This window comes from Pantoea sp. S61 (assembly GCF_016625145.1).
In the GTDB taxonomy this organism is placed as follows: domain Bacteria; phylum Pseudomonadota; class Gammaproteobacteria; order Enterobacterales; family Enterobacteriaceae; genus Pantoea; species Pantoea rwandensis_B.
This window is the reverse complement of sequence record NZ_JACVUO010000002.1, coordinates 455,625-476,229: the sequence shown is the minus strand read 5'-3', so window position 1 is coordinate 476,229 and position 20,605 is coordinate 455,625. Positions and strand designations below refer to the sequence as shown.

At 39.8% G+C, this 20,605-nt stretch carries 19 protein-coding genes; 15 read left to right on the top strand and 4 right to left on the bottom strand.

Annotated elements, in window-relative coordinates; all coding sequences use genetic code 11:
• Positions 1–103 precede the first annotated feature (103 nt).
• The 4 genes from IAE30_RS07565 to IAE30_RS07550 are packed head-to-tail and all read right to left on the bottom strand — an operon-like array spanning position 104 to position 4,662.
• On the bottom strand, positions 104–1,300 hold the full coding sequence (locus tag IAE30_RS07565; protein WP_200678858.1) for a pyridoxal phosphate-dependent aminotransferase: 1,197 nt from the start codon (positions 1,298–1,300) through the stop codon (positions 104–106).
• 39 nt (positions 1,301–1,339) lie between these two features.
• Positions 1,340–2,263, bottom strand: a complete 924-nt coding sequence (aepX, locus tag IAE30_RS07560) for a phosphoenolpyruvate mutase (protein ID WP_200678850.1) — start codon at positions 2,261–2,263, stop codon at positions 1,340–1,342.
• Positions 2,264–2,309: 46 nt separating this feature from the next.
• A complete protein-coding gene (gene aepY / locus IAE30_RS07555) occupies positions 2,310–3,458 on the bottom strand; it encodes a phosphonopyruvate decarboxylase (RefSeq protein WP_200678842.1) in 1,149 nt (382 codons plus the stop codon).
• 55 nt (positions 3,459–3,513) lie between these two features.
• Positions 3,514–4,662 carry a hypothetical protein gene (locus IAE30_RS07550; RefSeq protein WP_200678838.1) on the bottom strand — a complete coding sequence of 383 codons (1,149 nt, stop codon included), beginning with the start codon at positions 4,660–4,662 and terminating at the stop codon, positions 3,514–3,516.
• A gap of 532 nt (positions 4,663–5,194) precedes the next feature.
• Here IAE30_RS07550 and IAE30_RS07545 point away from each other — a divergent pair.
• The 15 genes from IAE30_RS07545 to IAE30_RS07475 all read left to right on the top strand — a co-directional run bounded on the left by IAE30_RS07545 (position 5,195) and on the right by IAE30_RS07475 (position 20,531).
• On the top strand, positions 5,195–5,935 hold the full coding sequence (locus IAE30_RS07545) for a YqcI/YcgG family protein (RefSeq protein WP_200678836.1): 741 nt from the start codon (positions 5,195–5,197) through the stop codon (positions 5,933–5,935).
• Positions 5,928–6,803 (top strand): nucleoside-diphosphate kinase, encoded by an 876-nt coding sequence (locus IAE30_RS07540; protein ID WP_200678834.1) that lies wholly within the window; start codon positions 5,928–5,930, stop codon positions 6,801–6,803. The genes IAE30_RS07545 and IAE30_RS07540 overlap by 8 nt, the downstream gene beginning before the upstream one ends.
• Position 6,804: 1 nt before the next feature.
• Complete coding sequence (locus tag IAE30_RS07535) at positions 6,805–7,848, top strand: GNAT family N-acetyltransferase (protein ID WP_234472702.1); 1,044 nt, start codon at positions 6,805–6,807, stop codon at positions 7,846–7,848.
• Positions 7,841–8,974 carry a peptidogalycan biosysnthesis protein gene (locus tag IAE30_RS07530; RefSeq protein WP_200678830.1) on the top strand — a complete coding sequence of 378 codons (1,134 nt, stop codon included), beginning with the start codon at positions 7,841–7,843 and terminating at the stop codon, positions 8,972–8,974. The genes IAE30_RS07535 and IAE30_RS07530 overlap by 8 nt, the downstream gene beginning before the upstream one ends.
• A complete protein-coding gene (locus IAE30_RS07525) occupies positions 8,964–10,220 on the top strand; it encodes an MFS transporter (protein WP_200678822.1) in 1,257 nt (418 codons plus the stop codon). Before IAE30_RS07530 ends, IAE30_RS07525 begins: the two co-directional genes overlap by 11 nt.
• Before the next feature lie 25 nt (positions 10,221–10,245).
• Positions 10,246–11,154 carry a nucleotidyltransferase domain-containing protein gene (locus IAE30_RS07520; protein WP_200678820.1) on the top strand — a complete coding sequence of 303 codons (909 nt, stop codon included), beginning with the start codon at positions 10,246–10,248 and terminating at the stop codon, positions 11,152–11,154.
• A gap of 2 nt (positions 11,155–11,156) precedes the next feature.
• Entirely contained in the window at positions 11,157–12,371 is a 1,215-nt protein-coding gene (locus IAE30_RS07515; RefSeq protein WP_200678818.1) for an acetyl-CoA carboxylase biotin carboxylase subunit family protein, read from the top strand.
• A gap of 40 nt (positions 12,372–12,411) precedes the next feature.
• Complete coding sequence (locus tag IAE30_RS07510) at positions 12,412–13,746, top strand: hypothetical protein (RefSeq protein ID WP_200678816.1); 1,335 nt, start codon at positions 12,412–12,414, stop codon at positions 13,744–13,746.
• Between the two features lie 19 nt (positions 13,747–13,765).
• On the top strand, positions 13,766–14,875 hold the full coding sequence (locus tag IAE30_RS07505; protein ID WP_200678814.1) for an iron-containing alcohol dehydrogenase: 1,110 nt from the start codon (positions 13,766–13,768) through the stop codon (positions 14,873–14,875).
• 1,115 nt (positions 14,876–15,990) lie between these two features.
• On the top strand, positions 15,991–16,881 hold the full coding sequence (locus IAE30_RS07500) for an integrase domain-containing protein (RefSeq protein WP_200678812.1): 891 nt from the start codon (positions 15,991–15,993) through the stop codon (positions 16,879–16,881).
• A 577-nt stretch (positions 16,882–17,458) separates the two neighbouring features.
• Positions 17,459–17,863, top strand: coding sequence for a hypothetical protein (locus IAE30_RS07495; protein WP_200678810.1), 405 nt, complete (start codon positions 17,459–17,461; stop codon positions 17,861–17,863).
• A 96-nt stretch (positions 17,864–17,959) separates the two neighbouring features.
• Entirely contained in the window at positions 17,960–18,319 is a 360-nt protein-coding gene (locus IAE30_RS07490; RefSeq protein ID WP_200678808.1) for a hypothetical protein, read from the top strand.
• A 149-nt stretch (positions 18,320–18,468) separates the two neighbouring features.
• A complete protein-coding gene (locus IAE30_RS07485; RefSeq protein WP_058973033.1) occupies positions 18,469–18,777 on the top strand; it encodes a hypothetical protein in 309 nt (102 codons plus the stop codon).
• An 80-nt stretch (positions 18,778–18,857) separates the two neighbouring features.
• A complete protein-coding gene (locus IAE30_RS07480; RefSeq protein WP_200678806.1) occupies positions 18,858–19,469 on the top strand; it encodes a hypothetical protein in 612 nt (203 codons plus the stop codon).
• 78 nt (positions 19,470–19,547) lie between these two features.
• On the top strand, positions 19,548–20,531 hold the full coding sequence (locus IAE30_RS07475) for an ArdC family protein (protein ID WP_200678804.1): 984 nt from the start codon (positions 19,548–19,550) through the stop codon (positions 20,529–20,531).
• Positions 20,532–20,605 lie beyond the last annotated feature (74 nt).

Sequence of the window (20,605 nt, the reverse complement as noted above, 5' to 3'; positions counted from 1 at the left end):
AAAGAAATTTTTTTAGAAAGTAGAGTAAGAGTGTATTTATTCATATAAAACATCTCTTGTTAATAATTTGGAAAAAAACTTAAGTAACAAAATCTTGTTGATATTAATGAAGGCAATTGAAAAAAGATACTAGGCGTGAAATTCCTAGTTTAACATTTACTGTTGGAGCACCTATGGAAACCCTCAGTCCATATTCATCTCCAAAAGCATTACCGCTTACACAAGCAACACCGATATCAGTAATCAACAACTCGACAAGATTGTCAATACTAATAAGCTTATCTCGCAAAGCATTATTCATAAAGATCATTTTAAAATTGAAATATATAAACAATCCGCCACTTGGTAAGTTAAAGCTGATTAACTTGTTATGGAGCATCTTTAACTCATTCGCAGCTACATCCCTAGAATGCAGTAATTGTGAAAAAGTAACATTGTTCACAGTACTACCTAATGATTGAAGATACTCCAAGGCCGCATATTGTGTGATAACATTAACATTGTTAGTGGTATTGCCTTGGAAAATTGATATTTGATCAACAAAAGATTTCGGGGCAGCTAGAAAACCCAAGCGCCAGCCAGTTAACGCAAGATTTTTTGATAACGAGTTAATTAGAACTGTTCTATTTCTTATCTTAGGAGCAAGATTTAAAAAATGAATTTCACTTGATTTATCATAAATGAAATCTTTGTATACCTGATCAAAGATAATCCAAATATCATTATCTTCAGCAATTTGAGCTAATTGCTTCAAAAATAGCGAGTCTAACAATACTCCTGTGGGATTTGAGGGTGTATTAACAAGTATTATTTTTGTTTTTGACGTAAGCGAACGCTTGATGTCTTCAATCGTAAGTTTATAGTGTGTGTCTCTAGTATCTATGAAAACTGGTATACCTCCTGCCAAAGATATTTGGGCAGGGTATGTAGACCAATAAGGTAATGAAAGAATTACTTCATCACCTTTGTTTAACAACACCATCATCGTATTAAAGAGCGCTTGCATAGCCCCAGAAGTTACAGCAATTTCTTCTGCAGACCAAGGAACATTATCGTCATCGGACAAAACCTTTGCTAATGTTTGTCTCAATTGAAGAATACCTAATGGATGCGTGTACTTATTGATATTTGATTCAATAGCCTTGATGGCTCCTGTTTTAATCAAAGGATGTGTATCACACCATACTTCTCCAGAAGTGAGATCGATAAGGTGCTTACCAGAAGCAACTGCTTTCTCAGCGGCTAGACGAGCAGATGTGGTGCCAGATGTTTTTAAGTGTTGTAATCTATCTGCAAACATAGTATGTCATCCAATTTTTATTCATAGAGAGCTGAATGGTTAAGATTTAGGGAAGTAAAATTTCTCATCTTCTTTTAATTGATCATAATTTAAGAGGCTAAAAATCTCATCTAGAGAAGATATATCATTTTCAATTTGTGCAATACTCTGATTGGCTGCAATAGATTTACATATTTTTGTCATATGCGATGCAGCAGCACGCATAGAGTGATTTGCCCATATAACGGCAGAAACATTAGCATCTCGATAAGTCTGTGTTGGAGTCATGTAATATTTTGTAGGAACGATTATCACGGGAAGTCGACTATCCCAAAGATTCAAAAAATCAACAATTTCATCTGCGCGAGGCAATCGAGAATGAATTAATACTGCATCTACACCAGCATCAGCGTAAGCGTGAGCTCTGGCTAACGCTTCTTCCATCGGATGGCCTGCGATTAAAGCTTCGGTGCGAGCGACTACCACTAAATCATTTCCAACAGAATCCTTAACAGCCTGCAGTCTTCCGGAAAATTCCTTAATGTCTGCTAATTCGTGCTTATTACCAATAAAGCTATTGGTTTTTGGGAATGTTTTATCCTCAATACATATACCGGCCGCTCCCCTTTGTAGCAATTTAGTTGCACAAAGTCTGGCATTATTAAAGTTACCGAAACCGCCATCAGCATCAACTAATACCGGTAAAGAGCTGCTATACACTATTCTTTCAACAACATCTACGATTTCGGTCCAGCTTGCTTCATTCGTGTCTCTGTAGCCTAGAGATGTCGATATGGATAATCCAGAAGCCCAAAGAGATTTGAAGCCTGCCCGTTGAGCAATTGCAGCTGAAAGGCCATCATGAGCTTCCATAATGAAAGACAACTCAGGTGACAATAGCTCAGATCTTAAAATATTAGATAATTTTGAAATGCAACGATTTTGGTGAGTGTAAGAATCATTGATTGTTGGTATCTTATTCATTGAAGCTCCTATATAGCTCGTTACATGTTAAATGAAAATAAATCAACTAAATATTTCTTGAAGCTAAAAACTCCTTGAATCTAACGGCTACGTCTTGTGGAGGTATATTTGGTCTTCCAAGTTGTTTTAAAGAACCAGGTTTTATTTTCATGTGTATAAAATTAGGTCCGTTTTGCTTTAAACACATAGCAATTGCAAGTTTCAATCCTCGAACGTCATCACAGAGCCAAACATTATTATAACCACATGAAATTGCTAAATTAGGGAAATCAATGCTGCCCGAAACGGTGGGTTGTTCACCTGTACTATCATGCACCGAATTATCAAGAAGAATATGTATAAGATTTTTGGGAGCCTGAGCTCCAATTGTAGCCATATTTCCCAGTTTCATTAGTGCTGCGCCGTCTCCGTCGATGACGACAACAGTATTTTTGTAATTTAGCGCAATGCCCAATCCCATTGCACTCGCACAACCCATTGAACCAACCTGATAAATATTTTGAGGACCATCATTTATTGTAAATAATTCCCTGCCAGTTTTTCCAGTCGTAGTAACTACTGGTACATTTTGTGGTAATACTAGGGCTATAGTCTCTAAACTCGAGACGCGTGATGTTTTAACCTGCATATTCCTAACATCATGCGTTTCACCCTTCTTATAAGGACATAGCATGTTTTTTAATTGCAACTCTTCATCATCGAATGAGTTTTTTTTCAAAATGAAAGCTGAAGATAATCCGTTTGAAAGCATGTAGTTCTCTGCACGAGCAAATTGACGTGACAGATCTTCTCCATCAGATGGGGGTAAACAATAATTGATTTTCAGTTGTTCTAATAAACTTAATGTTATTGCCCCCATGAGTTCATGTTGAGGTTCGTCCATAACTCCAGGCTCACCTCGCCATGATATAAGTAACAAGAGTGGGATTCTAAAGGGATAGCTCAGTGATGTCAGAGGATTAATCATATTACCCAGACCTGAGTTTTGGCACATTACAACACTTTTTTTTCCTGCAAGCCATGCCCCAGTCGAGATTGCAACAGCTTCCCCCTCACTGGTAGCACCCACATATAAAATATTTTGTCGACTAATCACACAATTTAATAAAGGTGTTAAAAAGCTACATGGAACACCCGAATAAAATGTGAACTCGTTATTTAGAGCTACGTCAATAAAATCATTTGCCGAAATCATACGAATCCCTTTAAATAATTTAAATATCTAAATCTAAAAAGTTCGGATGTAATTCCTAGAGTCTAAATTGTTGTGAATATTCCTTATACTTAGCCGCTAGTTCATTAGACCAGAGAAAACAGTCGTCTAGCTTCATAGTCTTACATTCATAATTTAGGATTGATTTTAGTATTGATACTTCTCGTTCACAAAAATGGACTGTGCCATCTAAATCGATCTTCTCAATTCCATCTGCTTTTTGACACTCTTCGTTGATTTTTATTGCATCTGACTGTGTCAAAGATGCTGCAAGGTCTAATTTTATTGAATCCTTACTGACTAAGACTGGATATCCTCCAGGAAGTCCTAGGGGACCGGGAGCATGACATTTTATATGTGAGGATGAAGTGAGCGCATTGAGAATTTTTGAAGCTGAAGAAGCTGTTAGGATTTGACCTTCAGTACCCCCTGTACGTCTAAGAGAACCATTTAGTAGAGAAAAAATAGCTGCATGATCTAAGGATTCACTAAAGAGCGCACCATCTACAAAAACTTTGAGATCGTATTTAGCTCGACCAGCATTACCAAATCTATGGACATAATGAGTAAAATAATGTGATGCAATAAGTTTAATTTCAACACGATGTACATCGAGACCCAAATACATTGCGGCTGCATACGTAAGCGCTGGAACTATATTACCAATATTTCCTACACCTATGTCAGGAGCTAAACCAACCTTTGATAACACAGTTCCAACAGCGTCGGGGAATGCCGAGTTAACTACTTTGCAATCAATACCAGACATCTTAACAGACTTCATGAGGTTCAGATTCAGCGAAAGCTGCATCGGTAACCAAAGACCAAACTCTGCCTTATCGATTTCTTCAAAATGTTCTTTTGGTAACAGTGTAATCAACCGCGCTGCCTGTAAAGAAGCACCCATAAAAATAATCTTGGGCTTGATTTTAGAGAGTGTTGCAGCAGTCTGCTCAATTTCATTCAAGTCAATCTCTGCTGTAGAAAGATTTGATCTGTTTCCTAGGTTAAAGGCAGTAAACTGAGTCAAATTTGCAAGGCGAATAACGCTATCTTGAGACCGACCAGCAAGAGTAAGATTTGTCACCTTCTCTGAATTAGCTAAAAGGGGTAAAAGGTTAGCGCAAAGATTTCCAGTACCAATTATCAGCATATCAACGTCCACTTCTTTTGAGCTATTTAACATATACATCTCCTGATAGATATATGAATTTAATCGCTATTTAAGAGTGCGAACTATACAGAAACTGACAAAAAATTAAGCATGAGGTTAACTAATCAATCACAGGGGAATGACAATGTCAACAGTAAGGTCGAACGATCAATCGAACTCTCCATGCACCAAAATAATTTTTAAATTTTATTATATATCAATATCATATGTAACTTACATGCATTCATGGGCTTTAAGTTTTTACTCCAAACACAAAATGCTAAGTTAGGCATACTTATGTGTTTTTTGTGATTTAACATATAAATTTGTTTTCCATACTTGACGAACCAATCTCAAACTGCAATCTTCTTTACAAGCGATGGGAATATATACTTTGAGCTACAAAGTCATGAAGTATAGGAAACCCTTATATTAAGCATATAAGAAAACACTGGTGTACAATACAAAATTAGAATGGTTAACTAACAACTGCTCCAGCCTAACTTACAAAGCATAAAGCTCCTTATCTAATTGATTGAATTTCTAATGGATAAATGGGTGTTTAATGAATAGCAATTTAGAGTTTAGCAAATTAGATCAGTTCCCGGCTTGGTTCAGCAAGGCCAAACAGATCCTTTCGGATGTCATAACTAATCCATCTTACCCATGCTACTTCGGAAGCCAAACAGAAAAAGCTGGGGTTAACTCATTTACTTTTTTGAACCGTGACTTAGATGATGAAAACATTGATGGATTGGCTGTAACATTATCCAATTACATATCCCATGCGAGTATTGGCCCTAACCAGCGGTCATTGATCCTTTTCGTAGGTCCACCGGTAGACGATCCGAACTTAATTGATGATTGCAATCTTCTATGGTCTATATTAGAAAAAGTTTCTTCAATAGATACTCATCCTTGGCCCAGCTCGGTACCGATAAGTGCTAATGACCCTGATTGGCAATGGTGCTTTGGTGGAAAAAAATGGTTTATTCTAGGTTGTAGCCCTGCTTATAAACGTCGCAGAAGCCGTAATCTTGGTCCGTGCTTGACGATTGTTTTTCAATTAAGTGAAAGAGTATTTATTAACTTAAGTGGGGACTCTAAAGAAGGAATGAAGGCGAAGAAAAATGTCAGAAAAAGATTAAAACTATATGACTCGTCTACTATCCATCCACATATTGGGAGTGAATCAAAGTCATCGAAATACAAGTGGCGCCAATACTTCTTGCCCGATGATGATACGGTTCTTGACACAAGTGAATGTCCATTCACTTTAAACAAAGAGAGAAATATAAATGAGTAATTTAAATTTTTGGGAGCAGCATGTTTTCATGCAGATAACTCCTGACGCGATGATACGTGGAGTTCAATTCGAATTTATTGAGAAAATCCTAACGTATGGAATCATTCCTGTTGCTGTAAAATTATCAGAAGTGGATGCTGATATGATAGATGAACTCTATGCAGAGGTAATTGCAGGCAACTGGCAGACATGGAGGTACAGATTGATAGAAGATGCATTTTCAATTGCACCATCATTGGCAATGATCTGCCGGGTTAAAGACCAACCTAACCCTCATGCGTTCGTGAAAAGCATAAAAGGCAATCAGCACCCTCACTTGATGAGTGACGGTCAACTCAGGCGGGATTTTGGCGCTATCAATGCGATATTAGGGATTGTTCATGCCTCCGATAATCCGGATGAATCAGAAAAGGATGCATTAGTTTTCGGTTTGTCAAGTAAAGATATTATTGTTAATGAAGAAGCTTCGATATCCTTAGCGTTTAACTTAGCAAAACTTTCAACACCAGAAAGACCTGAAACAAGAAATTTTAGCTTAGTATTGTCTCAATTACGAAGAGAGATATTGGTAAATTATTGGCATGCTCTTTCGTCATATGATATTAAATTTATTAGTGAATATTTAAAACATCCTGGTGGTTTAGCTAGCGCAAAATTTAGTGACTCGGTCAAAGGGCAGCTAGGAGGTAAAGTACCCGAAGATATTTTACAAATTCTAGCATTTACGTTTACTCCGGACTCCAACAAACCTGGACGATTATCAGAATTGTTTAAAACAATAGAACGAAATCGAGTTCGTTTAGATAAATGGCAGCGATTAGTTTTAGAAAGCAGTTGCTATTTCCCACCTCGGAAAAGTGTTGAATAATATGATTGATACATGTAACTCCTCGCACAGTGAAAAAAAATACACTGTTGAAATATTCGACACATTAAAAAATATAGGTAAAGAAACATGGAACACTTTAAAGGTTCATTCTGAGGCGTCTGTTTTTTATAATTGGGATTTTATTGATTCCATCGAAAAAAACCCTCTTACAAAGGGTGCTAAAGCATACTATTTATTATTTAAAGATATTGAAGATAAGCCTTTTTCAGTTTTGACTTTGTACCTGCAAACAACTCTGAATCCTTTTGATGCTTCAGCCTTAGAACCTGAAAGAATGTTAATCGGACATTTTTGGCATTGTTATGATACGAAAGTGTTAACTAATACTATTATTGATAGTGAATTCCTTAATTTTATGCGAGATCAGATCAATGCTCTTGCTTACGAGCTTAATGCTAAAAGTTGCGGATTGTGCAATATCGTTGAACAAAGTGAATTTGCAACATCTCTGGGTGCGGCGGGGTTCTTGATCGAAAGCGGGGCATCACGTTACTCGATAGTGCCGAATGAAACCTTAAACCTAAATCAACATCTAAAAAAAAGTGTAGGAAGGTCATCACGACGTACTCTCAATCATTATATACGGAGGTCCAAGGAAGCAGGCGTAAAAATTACTTTTGAATCAGTTTCTCTCGGTTTGACAAGTGACGTTCTTGAACTGTGTCTTGCAACTGCTGATAAACATGCTAAAGGATATTACCCGCCTCTTGAATTAGCGATTTTGCTTAAAAATCTAGGTGATTCCTGTAAATTACTTAAGATTGAGTTAAATGGAAAACTCTTAGCCGTTTCAATATGTCTTCTTGATGAAGAAAGCGCTCATTTTTGGGCGGGAGGGGCACTGTACCCAAAAGAATTGAATTGGAGTCCTCAATACGTTTTGTTTGCTGCAGAAATAGAATATGGTTTCATGCTAGGCAAGCGTAAAATTGAATTTGGAAGACGTAACGATGAATTCAAATTACGCTTTGGATTAACACCAATACCATTGGCAAACTGGGTTTGGAGTGTAACTGATGTTTAAAGCAACCCAAGGATTCGATGAAAAAGAGTGGGCCAAACTACAACATCATAATATATTCCAAAGTTCAGAATGGATTAGTTCCATGGCTAGTAGATTACCTGGGGAAATATATACATTTACTCTATCTGATGAAGTAGGCATATTAGGTGTTATCATTAGTCAATTCGATGCGTATGAGGCTTATAACCCTCAAACAATATTTTGGCGCAAAGAGCCAGTGTTTTCTACGTTTTGCATGGATACAAGACAAAAATTTATATCAGAACTTGATTTCATCCCAAGCTCTCTTCCTGCTTTAGTTCTTGTATTTCCAGGTTATGATGGAAATCCTAGCGGAAAAAAACATAAGGATCAGAGTGTTATCAGCGATTTTGTAGCGCTGATAATTGATTGGGCCAAGTGTATGAATATAAGTGGGGTGCATTCGCTTTACACCTTTGAAAGCCCCTTAGAGACAGCATTCAAAAGATTGGGTGGCCAAACTTATGATCTTACAACACGGTCTGTTTTAAACGTGACATGGAATGATTGGAATGATTATCTCCAACAATTAAGTGCAAATAGACGTTCAAAAATAAAGAAAGAGTATAAATTAATTTCTTCGAGCATGAAATTATCTGAAGTTAATGCAAGGAAATATACCAACGATATAGTATCAGGAAGATGTTCAACATTGCGAAGATATGGCAACCAAACATCATTTTCAAGCGAGAAGAAACGACTTGAATCCTTGATTGATAGGTATGGAGACAACCTTAAAGTTTTTGGCGCTATACACAAGTGTGAGTTAATAGCTAGTAGTGTCTGCGTGCTTTCTGATTCTCAATTGATAGTTATTTACAACGGTGTTTCCGATGCAGGAAACAATGTACGTTACTCACATTTCGCCTCGAATTACTATGCAATCATTCAGAACATTGATGTGCGAAATGTAAGAGTAATCGACTATGGAATCAGCCATAAAGATGTCAAAGAATTAAGAGGTTGTAAGAGCTTTTTTTTAAAAGGACATGTATTACATCTTGATAAATCTGGGCAACATCAACATCATGCTATGGCTAAATTGATGTCTGAGAAAACCCTGCACACGGTAAATGATTATAAGGGCAGTGCATATGAGAAATAGCATCAGCCTCTTTATTTCCTTTTTTAGCTACAAAACCAGTATAATAACTCCTGGCTTTAAACTTTTATGGATAGGAAGAACCATATCATTACTAGGTGATTATACGTTTAGAATAACTTTAATAATGTTTATCCTTCAAAAAAGCCAAGACAAGCAGGTGCTTTCACAGGTATTAGCGATTCTTTTAATACCTACAATAATTTCATATCTTTTGGGCGGTGTTGTCGGCGATTTTACTGCCTCTAGAAAGAAAGTTATGATTTATTTAGACTTAATGCGTTTTTTTGCAATGGCTTCAGCTGCATACTTATCTATTTATTCAGATCTAATATGGCCTATAGTCATTATTGCCTTGTTAGTAAGCGCCTGTGCTGGATTGTTCGAACCAATAGGTTTTGGTTTTATGGCAGAGATAGTTCCGCCATCAAAATTATTACAAGCCAATTCGGCTATATCGGTCGGACGACAAATAGGCATTATTGGCGGGCCTGTTTTAGGAAGTCTTTTGATAAATTCTAATGGACCATGGTTAGCTTTTGCATTCAATTCTTTTACTTTTCTGATTTCAGCCTTTGCTCTATTTAGTATTAAGTCAGTGCTATTTATGGATAAAGCCGAAAAAAAGAGTCAAGAAAAGAGTGCAATCTTACACAACATTATGCAAGGATTTAAATATATCGCAAATGTTAAGTGGTTATGGATTACTCTTTTGACCGCAACTGTGGCAAATGCAATGTTCACGGGTGCTTTAGATGTTTCGGTTCCTTTAATTTTAACACAAGATGGCACGATAAAAGACTTTTTGCTTGGTAGCTTTTATACATTCCAAGGTATTGGTGCCTTAATAGGAGCTGCAGTACTTTTGCGTGTCCAGCCTGAAAATGTTGCAAAATCTTTGTTCACGATTCTTGCATTTATGTCCATCGCTTTAGCAGGAGTAGGGCTTACCGGGCATAGTATTTTCTCTTTGACAATGGCTATGGCCTACGGCTTTGGAATGCATTGGTTTAACTCCTTGTATCCAGCTCTAGTTCAATCATACGTGCCTAAAAACATTGTAAGTCGCGTAAGTAGTTTCGAACTATTAGCTTTCGACGGCCTCATGCCAATTGGAGTATTAGTGATGGGGTCATTGTCTTCTTGGTATGGAAGTAAGATAAGCTTATTATATGCAGGGATATTTATTTCCTTTTTAGTCATAGTTGTAGGTTTAACATCGAGTATCCGTAATTTCACTCGGCAATAATTTAATACCACCCAAGGAAAAAACTATGGTTGCTTTGAAATTTAGAGAGGAATTTGAGAAGAACTACAATACTTATTTACCAAAATCATCTTTGGCTGCCCTTCAAAAAAAATCTATTGAAGCAAATGTCATTTATGATCGCATCAATCACAAAGCAGGAGATATAGTTTTATTTACTGGTTCATATTCTACAGGTGAACACAATCCAACATCTGATGTAGATATCCTTATTCTTTCAAATGAATCAGAGCATGAACGTCGCATAACGGAATTAAATCACCCATCCATTTTCGGTGATAGCTTTGACATACGTTATAAGGAGACTGATTTAAACATAGAATATATCAAACTACCCGATGTTTTCAAATTATTATCTATTGTAAACACTGCCACTAATTTATATCAACCAGATCTACCAAATTTACAAGGGTTAGAACTGAGATTAGCAGTGAGGATTTATAATGGCATACCACTGCTGGGTGAAAAGGATTATATTTCAATCAAAAAAAACATTAATATAGCAAGTTTTACAAGTTCTGCTACAGCTTTAAGTTTGGTTATGGCCATAAGTTATTTTGAAGACAGCTTATACCTTAGTGAAATTGACAGTCGATTAATTTTATCTAATGCTGCATTTTGTTTAGTAATGTCATATGTGAATAGTAGTGGTAACATAACTTACAGCGTAAAAAACTTAAGAGGACGAGCCATCAGCCTTTTTCAAAACAACAAAAATTATTACATGCTAAATAACGTAGACTCACTTTTATTCGTATCAGATGTGTCATTGCCTGTAGGTCAAAAATTAGTGATTGACATGATTATAAGACTTATTGAGCTTCTACAAAAATCAGAATATCATGACCTAACTTTGAAAATGCTTGCCCCTTATTTGCAGAAAATCCCTAATCTTCTAAACACCCATCGAGCGTGAATATGAAAGAAGAAAATTTTCAAAGAGGTAGTATCGTACTTTTAGACCGAGTAGGATACGCCTTTTACAAGAATTCAGGTTCAAATTATCTGACCAATTGTGGTTACAAAGTAAGACTTATTACCAGCATTGACAAAATCCATGAAGCGATTGGACCCGAGTTAGAAGCTGTTGTAGCACTTCCAAAGTCTTACAGTCGGGACTATATTAATCACGCCAGATCTTTATATAAGATAAATGAGGTTAAGGCTGATACAATTATTGCTATAACTGAACGTCATTTACTTGCAGCAGCTAATTTGCGAAATGAATTTGACTGCCCTGGTTTAAGTGTGGGTCAAACACTTCTATTCAGGGATAAAGTGCTGATGAAAGACCACCTGACTTCACATGGTATTCTTACACCGCAATATAGTAAATACTCCTATGAGTCCGCTCTTTATTTGCTAAGCAAGCATAAAAAAATTGTTTTAAAACCTCGCCTTGGGGCTGGATCACAAGGAGTTATGATAATTGAAGACAAAGAAGAGTTGAGATACGTAGAAAATTCAATTGAGTTTTTAATTGATGAATATGAAGTTGAGGAATTCATTCCAGGAAAATTGTATCATATTGACAGTGTTGTTTCTAATGGTAAAGTTATTGCTGCAACTGCGGGAATTAGCATAGATCCTCCTTCAAATTTTGAAACTTCTACCCCATACTATGATGTCTCATTAAATAATGGCGAACTCTTAGATAGATTACTAGATTTTAATTCAAAAGTTGTATCATGTTATCCATTTTTTAGTGGTGTGACACATCATGAGGTATTCGTAAATGATCAGGGATTATACTTTTGCGAGATTGGTGCAAGAGCTGGCGGCGGAGGCGTAATTGCTTGTTTTAATAGACGAACAGGAATAAATCTGGATGAAGTAGTGTTATCTTCGCAAATTGATGGAAGCATCCCACTCGAAATTGATGTTGCTGATATTATGACTGGGTATGTTATGATATATGGTAGTGAAGGTAAAAATGCCCCCTGCATTAAGAAATATGAAATGCCTTGGGTTATAGAGCATCAGATAAATGTTTCTCCTGGTGAAATACTTAAAAAGCCAAAAGATTGGAGCGATGTTGTTTCAATCATATCTGTCGAAGGCGAGAATCACTCTCAAATTCTATCACGTTTGAATGAAGCTTTTAATTTTGTTAATTCTCAGTTTATAAGTTGAAGATTTCAATTTTTTTTTCAAATTTTAACCTGGAGTTTATATGACAAGTTCAAATTCTGAATCAAGAGTTGCCGCAGTTCGTAGAACACTTCTTAACTCTTTAAAGCGAAATAATGAAATTGCCTCTATCGAATTAGATATCCCCGAGGAAAAGTTTCAAAGTTTTATGGACGGTTCCGATGATTTTGCTCAGGAATGTTTGAACAGAGCAATTGAAGTTTGGCCTGTCAATAAAAGGGAGTTCTTCGCAATTGAAGATGACACTATAAACAGCTATGTGTATATGAGTGCTGCTGATTCAAAATTGAGTGAAAGATGCATAGCTCGCTCTGGGATCGAATACTTTAACTATCGTGATAGTGCAATGAGTTCGGTGAGCCCCATAAGGCCTGAGCTTGTTGAAATGCTTGTAATTGTAGATGACAATGATCCTTTAAATAAATTAGTGCAATGGAATTCTGGTCATTTCTTTTATCAGATCACTTACTTTGTTGGAGACGTTAACTTCTATTTTGAGGAAAATGGAGAAAAAAAATGTGTTGAAATGACTACGGGCGACTCATCTTTCCTTGGTAGGTATATTCCTCATTCATTTACTAAACGCAACAACAGTGAAGCATTTATTCTCGCGTTAACTTTTGCCGGGCCGCTTTATGGGGACGCTCAAAATGAGTTATCTATTTTACCCTCAAACTTTTTTGGTTCTCTTTTCAAAAACATTCACAATAATGTATACTATCCTCTGAATGATTTGTTATCTGATAGTACAATCTCTTTATATGAACTTGCAAAGTTAACAAATATAGAACAAAGTCGCCTTGAACAGTTTTCAATGGGTAAGATCGATTTCAATCAAAATGAAATTACTTTGATTTCTAATATCTTAAACGTTAACAAAGATGATCTAACACCTGTAAAATTAATTTCATCTCCATCTCATGTTTTACCCGTAGAAAAAAGTAAGAAATGGAACCACCTTGACAATATTGTTGTCAGAGAACTAGCTGGTTCTTCTGATAACATCTACTCAAAAGCCTTTGAATTTTCTATCTCCTGTAAAAAAGGGAGTGAATTGAAATTTATAGATTCTAGAATGCATCAATTTTATTACAATGTTGGTGACGTTTCAGTTAGCCTAGTTATAAAGGATGCAAAAGGACAGTATAATGTCGAAATTGAACCTCATGGTTCTATATACATAAAACCTTTCGTAAGTGTTCAATTTTCAATCAGTGAGTCGCACCCAAAATCCGGTAAAATCCTTGTATTACGCGCATCAGGAACTCTTTTCGGGTCAACACTCATAGAAGCTCTAGGATGTGGTATGCCTAATTTAGTGCGTTTAAACTCCGACCTCAATCTATGGTATAAATAATTTTATTTAGGGGTGATTTATGCAAGCCAATCATACATCTAGGGTTTATTATAGCATCTCTGAGTTGCCCAGAATCCTTGCCGAGTCTAACTCTGAATTACAGCTGTATATATTGACAGGAAAAAGTAGTTTTAATGATTCTCCAGGACGATCTTGTTTAAATGAAATGATTTTTTTAACAGGCGCACCTTTTTTCTTTTACACCCCAAGCGGCTTATTACCGTCAAAGCTAGACTATGATGAATTTATATATAATTATCGAGACTCATTAAGTGATAATTCAAAGAGACCTATCCTAATCGCAATAGGCGGGGGGAGAATAATTGATGCATCTAAAATAATATGTTTTTATCTAAATAAAAATTATAATATTCGTGTTCAGATTATTGCTATTCCCACAACCGCAGGCTCTGGTAGTGAGGCTACATCCTTTGCAGTTTGCTGGAGTAACGGAACTAAATACTCTATTAACCATCCCTATCTTAAACCAACTGACGTTATTTTAGATTGTAACTTGCTGGCAAGGATGCCGTCAGAGCAGGTAGCTATTAGTGGTTTGGATACTATATGCCAATCTATTGAGTCATATTTGAATATGAATAATACTCATGTAAGTGATAGTTATTCGCTAGCCTCTCTTGAGTCTTCCTTTGAACTACTCCCATTAATTGTGTCGTCACCACGGGCAGATTTAATATCTCAAATGCAATATAATTCATATATTAGCGGCATGGCAATAAATATTACTAAGACTTCACTTCCTCATGCTTACTCCTACCATCTTACTTCTAATTATAACATCCCTCATGGTCACGCTGTTGGTTTATGCATGGCAAATTATTTAAATGAATTTTCAAAGTTGATAACAGCATGTTCGCCGCTAACAAAACCCTTTGAAGAAAAATTCGAAAGAATTATTTCCATTCTTTCTTGTAATGCTAAGGATGTAAAAAGAGCCTGGATTGAATATATGTACAGAGTTAACTTAGCGCCGTTTATCAATGATCTAATTACTCTTCAAGATCTTAATTCTCTAAAAGAGCAGTTTGATCCCCTCCGTTTACAAAATTCTCCATTCAATGATAAAAATCATAATATGCCTGAGATATACTGCCGAAAGTCAGAGTGATCATCTCTTAACTAAATTTTCGACAACCATCCCTTACCTTTACAAAATAACGGTGTGTGCTGTTAGGTATCATTATTTTATATTCGTTCAAATGATTATCTATTTTCTGTTTCGTGCATTATAAATTCTTAGAGAACTCTAAAGGTTTTATAACTTAAACGAGCGCTATTAAAACACCACGCTAATTATCATGTTTCTCATGTTTCTCATGTTTCTCATGTTTCTAAGACATTTATCTTGTAAATAATCTATGTCCGATCTAGCATCTCAACTGCTTTACCGTTGCGATAAGCAACATGCCAATGTCCCGGCAATCTGAGAGGGACGCCTTCGGGTGATTGCATGCCAAAACCGTCATGACCTGAGAGACGGTGCCCTAGGGCGGTAACTCCGTTTAACCTTTGAAAACGGAGGTCGTACAACGACAAAGGTCCTTTTCTTTCAATGCCTGTTCATGGCTTCTTTATCTCCATGGCGTTACTCGCCAACGTTTTCTCCTTCGTTCAGACGCTGAATTCCGGTTGCAAACTTTGCGGCGTGGGTATGACCATTTGGAACATTTGGGCATCTTCCACGAATGCATTGAGAGCAGAGGAGCGCGGCGTCACTTGCGGTCGAGTGAAACGAGTACCAAGTGACGCGCGCAGCGCATAACTGGCAGAGCTTACGCACTGCCGTTTCAACAACTCTTTTACCAACTGACCAACACGTAATTTAAGGTTTGAGGGACTTAAAGACGTACATCACTCACTGTTTGTTCAAATATCAACCAAACGTCTTACCCATAAAAACGGGTCAGGACTCCATTTAAATAGGAGAAAAATCGACACGATATCGATGGCGACACCAGTAAACATACTGGTGTGTGGAAGCAGACTGATTCATTTCAGCCCGGTGAAAACCGCGAGCAGGTCAGAGACCTGGGGAGCTTCGCAATAACTCAACTTTTCGCCGCCCCGATGCACAGTTATCTGTCGAGACGCAGGAAGCGCAACCTTAAACCGTGCCGTCGGGGTGAAATTCATCGTCTGTAGTTGTAGCGCAGTCGGTATCAGTGCTTTTCCGTTCACTCAGACGGAAAAGCACTGACACCTGTTTGAAAAGGATGGTTGACTATGGCAAAACTCAATAAGAATTTAAAAACGCTTGCCCGAGAGGCAGGGGGAAGTTTCAAGACTGTCTCTGACCGCATGAAAATTGCGGACAGGTTTGCTGAGCGTTTATTAAAACTTAACGTCCAGATTAGAGATATAAAAAACATAAAGACCGGACATATTGAGTTGTATATGAAAAGCCGGCTCTCTGAGGAAATTTCAAAGCGTACTCTCCAGAATGAAATGTCGGCCATCCGGGCTTTGCTTCGGGTTGCAGGAAAAACGTTTATGGCTGACCCGGCTCACGAAAAACTGAGCAATCAGGCTCTGGGTATTTCAGAAACCAGTCGTGACGGAACAAAGGTTGCCATTCCCGATATTTATTTCCGGCAGGTGCTGACGAGTGTAGAACAAAAGGATGAAGGTGTAGCATGTGCATTGAGGTTGTCCCGGTTACTGGGTTTAAGAACCGAAGAAACAGTTCAGTCCGCGAAATCATTAAAAACTTGGCAAAAAATGCTTCTCACTGGTAACGAAAAAATTCGCGTTGTATTCGGGACAAAAGGAGGTCGTCCCAGAGACACAACTGTGTTGGATCGTGACGCTACTCTTTCCGCAATCAGTATTGCGCTGAAATATTTGAATGAAAATAACGGTAAGTTGATCGATAAGCCATCATTACATACCGCTATCGAGCGATACCGAAATATAGTGCGCGAAGCCGGACTGACCGGGAAATATGCACCGCACAGTTTGCGTTATGCCTATTCTGTCGATGTAATGAATCTTCATATAAACAACGGTTTCAGTAAAGAAGAGGCGCAGGCTCTTGCATCAATGGACTTGGGGCATGGGGATGGCAGGGGGCATTATGTGGCCCGTGTTTATAACAAGGTTGAGAGTGATGAATAGTATTTCTTTTTTCTGTCACTGGACTATTCGATTTCTTTTGAAATTGAGCGATAGAGCTACATTTATTCTCTAACAAGGTTATTACGAAATAGCCTGCTCACAAGAAGCGCACATGCACTATGGTGAAGAATACACACATCACCATGCGTTTCTCAATTTTTTGCATGGCGCACTATCTGCCTTTTTTAACAAACACTAAATTGTTATTAACTGGCAGTAGTAACTGTTTATTGAGAAATTTATCCCCGTGGTATTGCTGGAAATGAGCGGATTGTGTACGCTTAGATTGCTAACCGTTGTCACACCGACAACTGCCAATGTTCCAGTGATTTGAGAGGAACGCCTTCGGGTAGTCACACGCCAATGCCATCGTTACCTGAGAGATGGCGCTTTAGAGCGGTAATAAATCTGTTTAACCTTTGAAAACAGAGTCCCTTATGGGCTAAGGTCCTTTCAACTAATCACCTCTTCTCGGTTTTCTTGTTGTAATCATCTGGCAGCTTGCAAAAGGCCTGTTCGCTATCCATAAGGGAAAATTTCCCTGTGGGACGTTTCCCTTCTTCGAGGAATCGTTTCCATGCATTACACACAAGTGTTCAATCCAAATACCTTACTCAGCTGTGATTCTTCTGCTAAGGCAAGCATCATGGTGGAATATGTTCGCACTCAGCTTAATTTCCATTTAATGAACAAACTAAGGGTCGACGCCGACGCTGCTATGTCAGATGACGGTCTTCCCGATTACCTGACATTTATCAGGTGGGTTGCAGATTCCACAGGTTTTGCCATGCAATCCGGTTACCTCAGATATTACTTTGTTGAAAACGCGGTGGACTGTCTCATCCTTATGGGCGCAGAGGTCCACAGCCGACACTGGAACGAAACTTTTCAGCAGGGAATAACCCGGGCTTGCGAGGAAAAAGCGCTGGACGAAGCCACAGACCAACTACGCGACATGTTTTATCAGAGCTACCCTCTCTGAATTAACACGACGGTCTGAACAATTTAATCATTTGTCACCCTGACGGGACTTTTGTACCCGTAAGGGACAGGGTTCCTCAATTTTAAGGAATCCTTTATGAACGAGTATTTACCTGAACCATCCTTTCACATTCGTGCCCGTGAGCTGACTGCGCATAAAGTGGCGCTTGTTAATGCTGAAGGTGATTTGATGAGCATTGCAGCTCTACGTCGCCTTGGCCTTAACACTCAAACCGACATAGATGGCTTTGCGTATTATGTCTGGGACATGGCTGCTGTTGCACAAGACCTCGCAGCATTGTCTGTACGCAACCTTATTCCTGAATCCTGGAAGTCTTTCTTCGAAGGCCTTTGCAATATGGCCAGAGAAATTGACGACGCTGCCTGGACGTTTTTTTTCGGGCGCGCGGTCCAGGACGAAGAGAATCTCATAAGCGAAGATCGCTGGATGGACTGAGCCGGACCATTGGGTTCAGACTCAACCGGATTGCGAATGAGTCATACACTAAAAGCTGGCGTCATTGAGACAAACGCGATAACCCATGCGGGGAAAACCTTCCCGCATCCGCGGTGACGGTTTTCTCCGTATTCATCAAGGAGAAAACCATGAGCAGTATAATGCTGATACTCATCACCCGTACCACCCGCATGCTCAGCAGCCTTACAGAGGCAATGAAGCAGCGACAGGCAGAATGGTTTACGAACCGCAGCGGTTACAGCAGTTTCCGCGCTGAGGTCATCGAGTCTGATGACGGATATACCGCCATCATTTCGCGCAGAACAGGTTACAGTTCACGCGACTGGCACTATCAGCAGCTGGCCAGCACCGGGCATTTTGCCTCTGCCCGTAAAGCCTTACACGCTGGACGGCAAATGGCGCAGCAGATGGCCGGACTGCGTTACCGCTTCGACTGAATCGTTCTTCACTGATTGACACTTCCCGGAGGGACCTTCCCTCCCGGGGAGGTTTCCTCCTCATCTTAACTGGAGGGAAAATGATCCGCTTTACATCAACTGAACTTCGTCCGCTGCTCACTCAAAATCTGGGTATGCAGCGCCCGCTGATACTCGAAAAGAACCTGGGGATTTATATCCGCATACCCGATGACCGACGCCCCGGCGAGTGGATGAAAGCCTGGGCTGAAGGCTGTAATCCGTCAAAAGATTCTGGTTGGTCAGATGTCGCCGACGGGCTGATCCCAGATAAAGAATTCTCTTTCAAAACTTTCTTGGCACAGAGCATGTTCGATGCGGTGCTGAGTAAACATTGTGACCTGCTGATAACCCCCGTTATCAGTGACCTGAATAATGCGCTGACTCTTCATAAAGAAACGCAACCTCCGTTGAAGATGTATGTGCCGGTGGGGCAATACCGGGATAGTGTGCAGTGGCTTTATGACCAGTCGTTGCGCCACTTTCATGCCTGCGTGGGTAATGCTGAACGTCTGAGCTGGCGTTCACAGGCACTGCGTGTTCTGGATCAGGTAATACGCCTGGACTCAAAACGGGCCAAACCCGCAGATCGGGAGATGTTTAATCGTGCAGTCGCAAGCGTAACTGATCGCATCCGTACCGTTATGTCAGACGGCTCCTTACGCTACTCCTGATAACTGATTTTTCCACTCACTGGTGGCGCATTGTCCGCCACTGGACAGGATGCGCCCCTTACTAAAAGGCAGCATCTGATGAAAACGACTTCTGGCCGGCGTAAAGCGGCAGAACTTAACACTCCCGACCTGTACCAGCAGGTCACAGACAAAATCATTGTTGCGCTGGATAACGGCGTGCCCCCCTGGCGGCGGCCATGGCGTTCGGCTAAAGGCGTGCACGGCAGCAGTTTGCCGGTGAATGCCGTCACCGGCCGTGCCTACAGTGGTATCAATATTCCGCTGTTGTGGATGGCTGCTGAAGAGCACGGTTACGCCTCCGACCGCTGGATTACCTTCCGGCAGGCGAAAGACGCCGGCGGATACGTCAGAAAGGGCGAAACCAGCGCGCTGGCCATCATTTACAAACCGTTTGAGAAACAGGCCCGGGACAGTAGCGATAACCTGCTGTTTAGGGACGGTGAACCTGTCATGGAGCAACTGGCCATGATCAAACAACTGCAGCTGTTCAGTGTTCATCAGTGTGAAGGGTTACCTGAATCTGTTACCGGAACGGTTGCTCATACTGCACCGACCGGGCAGCACTCTGATCTCAGCGCAATTCAGCTGAAGCAGGTGCAACAGATACTCAGCGCAACCTGCGTCGGGTGTGACCATCGCCGGCAGGACCGGGCGTATTATCGCCCGGGCGCAGACCGCATCGTGATGCCGACGGCGCCGCAGTTTCTTACGGAGGCGGATTACTGGTCCACGCTGCTACACGAGCTGGTGCATGCCACTGGTCACGGGAGCCGACTCAACCGGGAAGGGATCACCTCTTCATCACGGCAGTTTGGTGACCCGGTGTACGCCTTCGAAGAGCTGATAGCGGAAACCGGCAGTGCTTTTCTCTGCGCGCAGCTGGGTATTACCGGCGACGTACAGCACGAAAGCTACCTCGCCGGCTGGCTGAGAGCGCTGCGTGAAGACAAACGAGCAATTTTCCGGGCCTGTCGTTTCGCCCGGGAAGCCTCGGAATACTTACTTGAGCCCCTGAACCGGAATACCGAACAGGCGGCATAACTGAACCGGCGGCTGCGGCCGCCATCATCCCCCTGAGGGCATCTTCCTCAGGGGGATGCCCTCTTTTCGTTTTA